Genomic DNA, 10,145 nt, shown 5'->3' with positions numbered 1-10,145 from the left:
ATTCCTGGCAGACCGGTTGGGGCATTCGCTCCCCAGGTGGCGAATACCCCAACCGGGAACGTACCTCGGGCCCTGCCCGCCGGCTACGGCCGCCCAGCGTGTTCCGGGCAACCGCATCGGGAAACCGATTGTTGGGCTGGCCCCGGCCGGCGAGTTCGGCTTCAATGCCCCGCACCCGCGACCGGTCCGCGGCACCGCTGCGCTTTCCGGCCGCGCGCCGTGCGCCCACCCGCCCGAACGTCCGGAGTGGACGGTCGCGATCCCGGTAGCCGCACCGGTTGCGCCCATCGGCGCACACGCGGTGCCACCGGCCCGGCAGACCCTCCTTGTGACGCCGGCTGGGCCCGTTCCCGGCCATTACCCTGCGATCACCACACGGGTCCGGCGGAGGGGGCAGCGTGACGGACGAGCAGCTCGCGGAGCTGGCGGAGGACTACTTCCGGGACGGCTTGGCGGCCGACCCGTTCGAGGCGACGGTCTGCGGGGTGCCCGGCCACGACGGCGACGTGCCGGACCCGAGCCGGGACGCCGACCGGCGCAGGCTCGACCGGCTCGACGGCTTCCGGCGGCGGCTCGACGCGATCGACCCCGTCCGGCTCGACGGCCAGGACGTCGTCACGCACGAGATGCTGGACCGGCTGCTGCGGGACGTGCGTGCGGAGCTGGCGAGCGGGTTCGGCCTGGGCACCGCCGAGATCGCGGTGTCCGCGAGCCTCGTGGGCGTGCAGAACGTGGTGTTCGGCACGGTGCCCGCCGTGGCGTTGCGCACCGCCGACGACACCGCGAACTACCTGCGGCGGCTGGAGGGCCTGGGCGGGTACTTCGACGCGGTGGGCACGCGGTTCCTGGAGGCGAAGGGCGACGGCCGGTTCCCGACCGCCACCGGCGTGCGGCAGGCGGTGGCGCAGTTGCGCGGCTACGTGGCGTCCGACCTCGAGGGCGACCCGTTCCTGCGGCCCGTGTCGCCCGCCGACGCGCAACGCGTCGGCGACGTCGTGCGCGGCACCGTGCGGCCCGCGCTGGCGCGGTTGGCCGAACTGCTCGCCGACGAGTTGCTGCCGGTGGCGCGCGATGACGCGCACGTCGGCATCTGCCACGTGCCGGGCGGCGAAGCGGCGTACGCGGCGGCGGTCGGCACGCACACCACGACCGAGCTGTCGCCGGACGAGATCCACCGGATCGGCCTGGACCGACTGGCCCGCGTGCACGAGGGTTTCGCGGAACTCGGCTCGGAGCTGTTCGGGACGTCCGACGTGCCCGAGGTCCTGCGCCGCCTGCGTGACGACCCCGGGCTGCGGTTCGGCGGCGCGGACGAGATCGTGGCCGTCGCGCGGGCCGCGCTGGACCGGGCGAACGCCGCACTCCCGCGCTGGTTCCGGGAGTACGAGCTGGCGCCGTGCGTGGTGGAGGCGATGCACCCGGTGGAGGCCGAGGGTTCCGTGCTGGCGTACTACCGACCGCCCGCCGACGACGGCTCCCGGCCCGGTGCGCACGTGCTGAACACGCACGACCCCGTGACGCGGCCTAGGTTCGAGTACGAGGCGCTGGCGTTCCACGAGAGCGTGCCCGGCCACCACCTCCAGTTCGCGCTGGCGTTGTCGGTGAAGGCGTTGCCCGACTTCCGGCGGTTCTCGTACATCACGGCGCACGCCGAGGGGTGGGGCCTGTACACCGAGGGCTTGGCCGACGAGATGGGTCTGTACACCGACGATCTCGCGCGCATGGGGATGTTGTCGTTCGACGCGTGGCGCGCGTGCCGGTTGGTGGTGGACACCGGGATGCACCACTACGGCTGGTCGCGGGACCGGGCGCTCGCGTTCCTGCGGGACAACACCGCGGCGACGGAGTCCAACGTGCGCAACGAGATCGACCGGTACATCGCGTGGCCGGGGCAGGCGTTGGCGTACCTGCTCGGCCGGTTGCGCATCGAGGAGTTGCGGCGGAAGGCGGAACGCGCCCTGGGAGACCGGTTCGACATCCGCGAGTTCCACCACCGGGTGCTCGCCAACGGCGCGGTGCCGCTGGAGACGTTGTCCCGCATCGTGGACCGGTGGATCGGCTGAGCCGGGCCGAGTGGTGGGGCGCGCGGGTTGCCGGGCGGGTTGGCGGGGCACGCGGATTGCCAGGTGGGTTGGCGGAGCACGCGGCACGCGGCACGCGGATCGCGAGGCCGCGTGGCGGCGCGCGGGGTGCCGGCGCGGCGCGCGGGGTGCCGGGCGGCGCGCGGGGCGGCGGGTGCGGGGGGTGCCGGGCGGGGCGGATGCTCGGCCGGTTGGTGGCGCGCGGCCGTGTGGATTACTCGGTCGAGTGGTGGCGGGCGTGGGGCCAGTCGTCGGGCCGCGGGGCGGCGGGCGCGGCGCGCGGGATGCGCGGTCGGGTAGCGGCTGCCGGGCCGCGCGGCGGCGGCGCGGTGCGCGGATAGCGCGGTCGGATGGTGGGGGCACGGGTGCCGGGCGCGAATGTTGCGCGGGCCGGTGCGCGTGCGCCGTGCGGGGCGGCCGGCCACCTCCATCCACCGTCCGTGAGAGCGCTCCCACCAGATCTCCGCAGCGGCAGGCCGGTGGGAGCGGGTGGATCGGGAGGCGGGCGGGACGTAGGGTCCGGGGCAACGACACCTCGGAGGTTTGCGGATGAGCGGGGATTCCGTCCCGGTCGGCGTGATCGGGCTCGGTGACATCGCGCGCAAGGCGTACCTGCCGGTGCTGTGCGCGCAGCCCGACGTCGAGCCGCGGCTGCTCACGCGTGACCGGGCCAAGTTGGACCGCGTCGGCGACGCCTACCGCGTCCCCCACCGGTTCACCGACCTGGACGAGCTGATCGCCTCCGGCATCCGGGCGGCGTTCGTGCACACGCCCACCGATACCCACCACGACATCGTGACCCGGCTGCTCGAAGCCGACGTCGACGTGTTCGTGGACAAGCCGCTGGCCTACACGTTGGAGGAGTCCCGCGCGCTGGTCTCCCTCGCGCGGGAACGCAACCGATCGCTCGCGGTCGGCTTCAACCGCCGCCACGCACCCGCCTACGCGGTGACCGGACCGTGCGAACTGGTCATGCTCCAGAAGGACCGGCGCGGTGGCGCGGAGAACGTGCGGACGGCCGTCATGGACGACTTCATCCACCTCGTGGACACGCTGCGCGCGCTCGCACCCGGCACCGCCCGGGAAACGCACGTCCACGGGTCCGTTGTGGACGGTCTGCTGCACCACGTCGTGCTCCAGCTCACCGGCCCCGGGTTCACCGGGCTGGCCGTGATGAACCGCGACAGCGGAACCGCGGACGAACTGCTCCAAACAGCCGGGGCCGGTCGTCGGCGCGAGGTGCTGAACCTGGTGCACGTCACCGAGGACGGCGTGCCGCGCCGCTCCGACGACTGGGCGTCCGTCGGCCACCGCCGGGGTTTCGAGCCGATGTGCCGGTGGTTCCTCGACGCGGTCCACGCCGGCACCCGGCTCGACGCGGGCGACGCCCTGCTCACCCACGAGCTGTGCGAAGAGGTGATCACCGCGCTGACGGGGCCGGTGCCCGGGAGGACACCGGCCCGCGGGGATCAGAACGAGATCGACCAGCCGTCGATCTTGCCGGTGTCGTAGGAGTACACGTCGGTCACGCGCAACTTCCACGTGCCGTTGCGGCTCTCACCCGACGTGTCCACCGTGAACGTCTCGTGCACACCCGAAGCCGAACCCACGCCACCCGGCTTGCGCAGCACGAACACACCGCCACCCGGACCGACCAGGTCGATCGCCAGGTCACCCGAGTAGGAGTGATCCACATCCACCTTCACCGACGTCGCGGCCGAACCCCGGCCCTCGCAACCGCTCACCACCACCGGACTCGTCACCGCCGAACCCGCGTCCGGGATCGCCACGTCGTCGCCGTTCGAACCGCCGGCGCACGGGCTTCCACCGCCGCCGATGAAGCCGGTGTTCAGCAGCTTGTTCGGCGACCCCGCGCCGGGGTTGCGCACCACGCCGTTGGACGTGTTGTCGACCAGCGCCTTGCCGACCTCGGCGGGCGACGCGGACGGCTTGCCCGACAGGTACAGGGCGGCCACGCCCGCCACGTGCGGCGTCGCCATGGACGTGCCGCTGATGGTGTTGGCGCCGCCGTTGTTCCACGTCGAGGTGATATTCGTGCCAGGCGCGAAAATGTCGGTGCACGAGCCGTAGTTGGAGAACGTCGACCGCGTGTCGCCGCTGTCGGTCGCGTTCACCGTGATGGCCTCGGGCGTGCGCGCGGGCGACGTGCCGCACGCGTCCTTGTTGTCGTTGCCCGCCGCCACGGCGAAGGTGACACCGGACGCGACGGCGCGCTTCACCGCGTTGTCGACCGACGAGTCCGCGCCGCCGCCGAGGCTCATGTTCGCCACGGCGGGCTTCACGGCGTTCTTCGCCACCCAGTCGATGCCCGCGATGACCTGCGACCACTCGCCCTGGCCCTGGCAGTTCAGCACGCGCACGCCCACCAGCTTGACGCCCTTGGCCACGCCGTAGGTGTTGCTGCCGATGGTGCCCGCGACGTGCGTGCCGTGACCGTTGCAGTCCTGCGCGACCGAGTCGTTGTCGATGAAGTCGTACCCGTCGACCGCGCGTCCGCCGAAGTCGTTGTGCGCCTTGTGGATGCCGGTGTCCACGACGTACGCGGTGACGTTCGGCGCGGTGTTGGGGTAGGTGTACTTCTTGTCCAGCGGCAGGTTCTTCTGGTCGATCCGGTCCAGGCCCCACGTGGGGTTGTTCTGGTCGCCGGTCGCCGTGGCGGTGCCGTCCTGCTCGACGTACTCGACCGCGGGGTCGGCGGCCAGCTTGCGTGCCTGCGCCTCGCCCAACGCGACCGCGAAACCACGCAACGCGGCCGTGTAGGTGAACTTCAGGCGACCGCCGTACCGGCTCGCCAGGTCGGCGGCCTTGGCCGGGGTCCGCTGCGCGTCGACCGCGCCGTCCTTGAGCACGACGATGTAGGCGTCCTTGACCGCGCCGGGCGCGTCGGCGCCGCGGATCGCACCCTCGGCGGCGTGGCCGTACCCGTAGCCGACGCCGGTCATCAGCGCCGTCGTCGCCAGGCACGCGGTCACGACCCGTCGCCGGGTCGAGCGATCATGTCGCATCGGAGGTCTCCGTTCCACTCGGCCGCCAGGCAGGGGTGGTGAAGATCGGCGGCCACGTGGAGTCCACCTTCGGGCGACGCGGGTCGCCGAACAATCCGGGTAGTAATACGTAGTGCTACGCAAACTATGCGTGGTTTCACCCGATGTCGCCGTGGGAACCCCCGGTATCTCGTTCGGTGGCGGTTGGCGGTAACGGATGTCCGGAGGACCAGATCAGGTCGGCGTGCTCGACGTCGGCTGCTTCAGCGCGCACCTCGTCGTCGTGCGGGACACGCCCGCGCACCCCGTGGTGTCCCACAAGACCCGGCTGCGGCTGGACCGCTGCCTCGACCCGGACGGGGCGCTGACGCGAGAGGGCGTCGAGCAGGTGGTGGCCGCGGTGCGGCAGGCACGCCTGGTCGCCGAGCGGGAGGACGTGCGCGCGGTGCTGCCGTGGGCCACGTCCGTGCTGCGCGACGCGCCCAACGCACCCGAGGTGTTCGCCGAGGTGGAGGACCGCGCCGGGTTGCGGTTGCGGGTGCTGGCCGGCGAGGACGAGGCCCGGTTCGCCTACGACGCGGCCCGCCACTGGCACGGCCCCGACCCCGGTCCCCTGCTGGTCCTCGACATCGGCGGCGGGACCGTGGAGGTCGCCGCCGGCTCCGGACCCGAACCCGACGTCGTGGTGTCGCTCCCCTACGGCGCGCGTTCCCTGACCCGTCGCCCGGTCGACCCGGAGGTGGTGCGGTCCGCGGTGGTCGCCGCCGTGGGCGACGTGCGCGACCACCGCGCCGTGGGCTGCTCCAAGGTGTTCCAGCAGTTGGCGCGGCTCGCCGGCGCGAGACCCCAGCGTGACGGCCCGTGCGTGCGCCGCACGCTGCACCTGTCCGACCTTCGGCTGTGGGTGCCCCGGCTGGCCGCGATGCCCGAGCGCAAGCGGGCGCAGCTGCCGGGCATCTCCCGGCACCGGGCCGGTCAGTGCGCGGCGGGCGCGCTCGTGGCGGAGGCGTTGATGACCGCGGTCGGCCACGAAGAGGTGGACATCTGCCCGTGGTCCACCAGGGAGGGGCTGCTGCTCGCCCTGACCAAGGCGGGCGACATGACGTGTCAGGTGGCGTGAAGGGACCAGGGATGCTGGCGTTGTCGGTCGAGGCCCACCGGACGGGGTGCGCGGTGGTCGTGGCGACCGGGGAGCTGGACCTCGCGGGCGCGCGCCGGGTCCTCGACAAGCTGGACCGCCTCGTCACCGAGGGCCGCGACCGGATCGTGCTGGACATGTCCGGGGTGGCGTTCTGCGGCGCGCAGGCGATGAGCGCGCTGGTCCGCACCAGGGCGCGGGCGCAACGCGCGGGCGGCTGGCTGCGGCTGGCCGCCGTGCCGCCGCACGTGCGGCGGGTGTTCGGCAAGATGGACCTGGACCGGCTGTTCCCGCACTTCCCGGACGTGGCCGCCGCGGCGGCCGGCCGGGCGATACCCGACCAGCGGGTCCGCGGGGAAGCCGCTGGTCCCAGGCATGGCCGTGACCGGGACGGGTAACCGGACCGGGTGACCACCGTGCGACGTGACATCCCGGCCCTGCCCGATCTCGTGTTCGCGACGGCCCTCGAACCGGAACGCCTCGCGACGTGGCTGCCCGCACCGCTGGAACTGGTCGGCGTCAACGACGACGTCCTGATCCTGCGGCACGGGGGCCGGCTCACCCAGGTCCGGGTGACCGGCGACGTGGACCACCTGACCCTCAACTGGACGCCGCTCGCCGACGACGGCGGCGCGACCGTCGTGCTCCGGCTCTCCCTGCTCGGCGCCGACCGCACCGCGGCCGAACTCGATCACCCGGACGAGGCGTTCGCCACACGGCTCCTCGACGCGCTCGCGAACGGGGTTGAGAACGCCTTCACCGCCGGCTGATCATGCGCGGGTGGAGATCCGACCAGCACGACCCGACGAGTACCCGCTCCTCCAGGCCATCGAGGTCGCCTCCGGCGAGCCGTTCCACGAGCACGGGATGCCGGAGATCGCCGACGACGACCCGATGTCGGTCGACGTCATGCGGGGGCTGCACGTGTGGGTCGCCGCCGACCCCGGGCCCGTCGCGTGGATCGCGGCCGAGCCGGTCGCCGGTTTCGCCCACGTGGAGCAGGTCAGCGTCCACCCGGACCACGCGCGGCGCGGTATCGGGGCGGCGTTGCTGGACCACGTGGAGTCCTGGGCCCGGGAGCGCGGGTTGGCCGGGCTGACCCTCACCACGTTCCGGGACATCCCGTGGAACGCGCCCTACTACCGGCGGCTGGGGTTCACCGATGTCGACGAGCCGTCGCCGGCGTTGGCGGCGATCGTCGCGGAGGAGGCGGCCCGCGGCCTCGACCCGGCGCGACGGGTGTGCATGGTCCGCGTGCGCCAGGGGTCGTGAGGCCGGCGGCGGGGTGCCGCGGGAACCCCTGAGCGGAGATGCCGCGACCGACGCGCGGCACCCGGCGGCGGGAGCCGCGGAACCGGCGCGCGGGCACCGCGGCCGGGGCGCGACAAGTCGGGGCGCGGCAAGTCAGGCGCGGCAAGTCAGGCGCGGCAAGTCAGGCGCGGCAACTCGGGGCGTGGCGGGGGCCGCGAGCGGGATGCCGCAGTCCGCGCGCGGGAGGTGGTGGCGTTCGCCCGGCACAATCGGGAGCTGTGACCTCAGCACTCCTGTTGGCCCACGGCGCGGGCGGCAACGCGCGCGCCAACTTCAACCCGATCATCCCCGCCCTGTCGCGCAGGTACGCCGTGCGCGCGGTGGACTTCCCCGGTTCCGGCACGACGCCGCGGTCCGCCGGGCCGCTGGCGCTGGACGACCTCGCCGACCAGTTGGTGGCCGCGGCGGACGACGGGCCGTTCGCGGTCCTCGGTTACTCGATGGGGTGCGCGGTCGCGGTGCGGGCCGCGGTGCGCTACCCCGACCGGGTCACCAAGCTGGTGCTCACCGCCGGGTTCGCGCGCATCGACGACGAGACCCGCGCGCGCACCGAGCGGTGGCGGCGGTTGCTGGTCGGCGACCGGGAGGAGCTGGCGCGCTTCGTCCTCTCGGTGGTGGTGGGCGAGCCGTTCCAGCGCGCGATGACGCCGGACCAGGTCGACGGGTTCCTGGAGATCATCGCGGCGACCGTGCCGGTCGGCACGGACGAGCAGGTGGACCTCGTGCAGCGGATCGACCTGACCGCCGAGCTGCCGCGGCTGGCCGTGCCGACGCTGGTGATCGGCACCAAGCACGACCGGCTCATCTCGCCCGCCACGACGCGCGCGCTGGCCGACGCCATCCCGGGCGCGTGGTGGGCGGAACTGGACAGCGGCCACGCGCCCGCGCTGGAGGCGCCCGCCGCGTGGGCCCGGCTGGTGGAGGGCTTCCTCGGCTGAGGCCACCGGTTTGCGGCTGCTCCGGTCGGGTTAACCACCAGCACATGAGCGGCACCCTGGTCCTGGACGTGGACGGCACGCTGGTCGACACCAACTACCACCACGCGGTGGCGTGGTTCCGCGCGTTCCGGCGGTTCGACGTCACCGTGCCCGTGTGGCGCATCCACCGGGCCATCGGCATGGGCGGAGACAAGCTGGTCGCCGCCGTCGCCGGCGACCACGTCGAGGAGTCCCGCGGCGACGACCTGCGTGCCGCGTGGGAGGAGGAGTTCGAGCCCATGCTGGACGAGGTGCGGCCCCTGGCGGGCGCGCACCGGCTGGTGACCACGGCCCTGGAGCTGGACTTCGCGGTCGTGCTCGCCTCGTCCGGCAAGCGCAGGCACGTGGACCGCTACCTGGAGCTGGTGGACGCGCCCGACGTGGAGTCGACGTCGTCGGACGACGTGGAGCAGTCCAAGCCCGCACCGGACCTCGTGGAGACGGCGTTGCGGCGGGTCGGCTCGGAGGGGCGCGCGTGCGTGGTCGGCGACTCGGTGTGGGACTGCGACGCGGCGGCCCGCGCGGGCCTGCCGGTGGTGGCGTTGCGCACCGGGGGCTACGGCGAGGCGGAGCTGCGGGAGCGCGGCGCCTCGGCGGTCTACGACGAGCTGGACCTGTTGCGGGCGGAGCTGACCGACCTGCCGATGGCACAGGCCGCGAGGGAGGGCGCATGCGGATCGGGTACACGCTGATGACCGAGCAGGCCGGGCCGAGGGCGCTGGTGGAGCACTCCGCGCGGGCCGAGCGGGCCGGTTTCGACTTCGAGGTGATCAGCGACCACTACTCGCCGTGGCTGGCGGAGCAGGGCCACGCGCCGTACGCGTGGAGCGTGCTGGGCGCGGTCAGCCAGGTCACCGAGCGGGTCGAGCTGATGACGTACGTGACGTGCCCGACGATGCGTTACCACCCGGCGGTGGTCGCGCAGAAGGCGGCGACCGTGCAGCTGCTCAGCGGCGGCCGGTTCACGCTCGGGCTGGGCGCGGGCGAGAACCTCAACGAGCACGTCGTCGGCCGCGGCTGGCCGCCGGTGAACGTCCGGCACGAGTTGCTGCGGGAGGCCCTGGAGATCATCTCCCGGCTGTTCGACGGCGGTTACGTGAACTACGTGGGCGACCACTTCCGGGTCGACTCGGCGAAGCTGTGGGACCTGCCGGACAAGCGCGTGCCGATCGCGGTGGCGGTGTCCGGCGGCCAGTCGGTGCGCGCGTTCGCGCCGCTGGCCGACGCCATGGTGGCGGTCGAGCCGAACGGCGAGCTGGCCCGCGAGTGGGACGTGTTCCAGGGCCGCGAGTCCCGCAAGGTGGGGCAGCTGCCGGTGTGCTGGGACGCGGACCGCGACCGCGCCGCGGCCCGCGCCCACGAGCAGTTCCGGTGGTTCGCGGGTGGCTGGAAGGTCAACGCGGAGCTGCCCGGCCCGACCGGTTTCGCCGCCGCCACCGGGTTCGTGCGCAAGGAGGACGTGGCCGAGTCGATCCCGTGCGGACCGGACGTCGAGCCGATCGCGGCGGCGGTGCGGCGGTTCGCCGACGCCGGGTTCACGGACCTCGCGCTGGTGCAGGTCGGCGGCGACCACCAGGACGGCTTCCTGGACTTCGCGGAGAAGGAGCTGCTGCCCGCACTGCGGTGAGGCCGC

The 10,145-nt window shown here is 73.4% G+C and carries 10 protein-coding genes; 9 read left to right on the top strand and 1 reads right to left on the bottom strand.

Features of this window, described 5'->3' with window-relative positions:
- Nucleotides 1-398: 398 nt before the first annotated feature.
- Nucleotides 399-2,063 carry a DUF885 domain-containing protein gene (locus tag KZQ38_RS28960; protein ID WP_219446374.1) on the top strand — a complete coding sequence of 555 codons (1,665 nt, stop codon included), beginning with the start codon at nt 399-401 and terminating at the stop codon, nt 2,061-2,063.
- A gap of 567 nt (nt 2,064-2,630) precedes the next feature.
- Nucleotides 2,631-3,593: a Gfo/Idh/MocA family protein gene (locus KZQ38_RS28955; protein WP_219446372.1), complete on the top strand. Its 963-nt coding sequence runs from the start codon at nt 2,631-2,633 to the stop codon at nt 3,591-3,593.
- On the opposite strand, the gene KZQ38_RS28950 is transcribed toward KZQ38_RS28955, so the two are convergent.
- Nucleotides 3,551-5,107: a S8 family peptidase gene (locus KZQ38_RS28950; RefSeq protein ID WP_219446370.1), complete on the bottom strand. Its 1,557-nt coding sequence runs from the start codon at nt 5,105-5,107 to the stop codon at nt 3,551-3,553. The two genes, KZQ38_RS28955 and KZQ38_RS28950, sit on opposite strands and share 43 nt — an antisense overlap.
- Before the next feature lie 196 nt (nt 5,108-5,303).
- On the opposite strand from KZQ38_RS28950, the gene KZQ38_RS28945 reads away from it, so the two are divergent.
- The 7 genes from KZQ38_RS28945 to KZQ38_RS28915 all read left to right on the top strand — a co-directional run bounded on the left by KZQ38_RS28945 (nt 5,304) and on the right by KZQ38_RS28915 (nt 10,139).
- A complete protein-coding gene (locus KZQ38_RS28945; RefSeq protein WP_219446369.1) occupies nt 5,304-6,206 on the top strand; it encodes a Ppx/GppA phosphatase family protein in 903 nt (300 codons plus the stop codon).
- A gap of 11 nt (nt 6,207-6,217) precedes the next feature.
- Complete coding sequence (locus KZQ38_RS28940; RefSeq protein ID WP_219446367.1) at nt 6,218-6,622, top strand: STAS domain-containing protein; 405 nt, start codon at nt 6,218-6,220, stop codon at nt 6,620-6,622.
- A gap of 9 nt (nt 6,623-6,631) precedes the next feature.
- Nucleotides 6,632-6,994 carry a hypothetical protein gene (locus tag KZQ38_RS28935; protein ID WP_219446365.1) on the top strand — a complete coding sequence of 121 codons (363 nt, stop codon included), beginning with the start codon at nt 6,632-6,634 and terminating at the stop codon, nt 6,992-6,994.
- A 10-nt stretch (nt 6,995-7,004) separates the two neighbouring features.
- The gene (locus tag KZQ38_RS28930) at nt 7,005-7,496 is read left to right on the top strand and encodes a GNAT family N-acetyltransferase (RefSeq protein WP_308258645.1); all 492 of its coding nucleotides are present in this window, start codon (nt 7,005-7,007) and stop codon (nt 7,494-7,496) included.
- 257 nt (nt 7,497-7,753) lie between these two features.
- The gene (locus KZQ38_RS28925; protein WP_308258644.1) at nt 7,754-8,473 is read left to right on the top strand and encodes an alpha/beta fold hydrolase; all 720 of its coding nucleotides are present in this window, start codon (nt 7,754-7,756) and stop codon (nt 8,471-8,473) included.
- A gap of 44 nt (nt 8,474-8,517) precedes the next feature.
- Nucleotides 8,518-9,204: an HAD family hydrolase gene (locus KZQ38_RS28920; RefSeq protein ID WP_219446362.1), complete on the top strand. Its 687-nt coding sequence runs from the start codon at nt 8,518-8,520 to the stop codon at nt 9,202-9,204.
- On the top strand, nt 9,183-10,139 hold the full coding sequence (locus KZQ38_RS28915; protein ID WP_219446360.1) for a TIGR03557 family F420-dependent LLM class oxidoreductase: 957 nt from the start codon (nt 9,183-9,185) through the stop codon (nt 10,137-10,139). The genes KZQ38_RS28920 and KZQ38_RS28915 overlap by 22 nt, the downstream gene beginning before the upstream one ends.
- Nucleotides 10,140-10,145 lie beyond the last annotated feature (6 nt).

It is taken from the genome of Saccharothrix obliqua, from assembly GCF_019375475.1.
GTDB classification, from domain to species: domain Bacteria; phylum Actinomycetota; class Actinomycetes; order Mycobacteriales; family Pseudonocardiaceae; genus Actinosynnema; species Actinosynnema obliqua.
The sequence above is the reverse complement of the archived record's forward strand: the minus strand, read 5'-3'. Positions and strand labels throughout refer to the sequence as shown.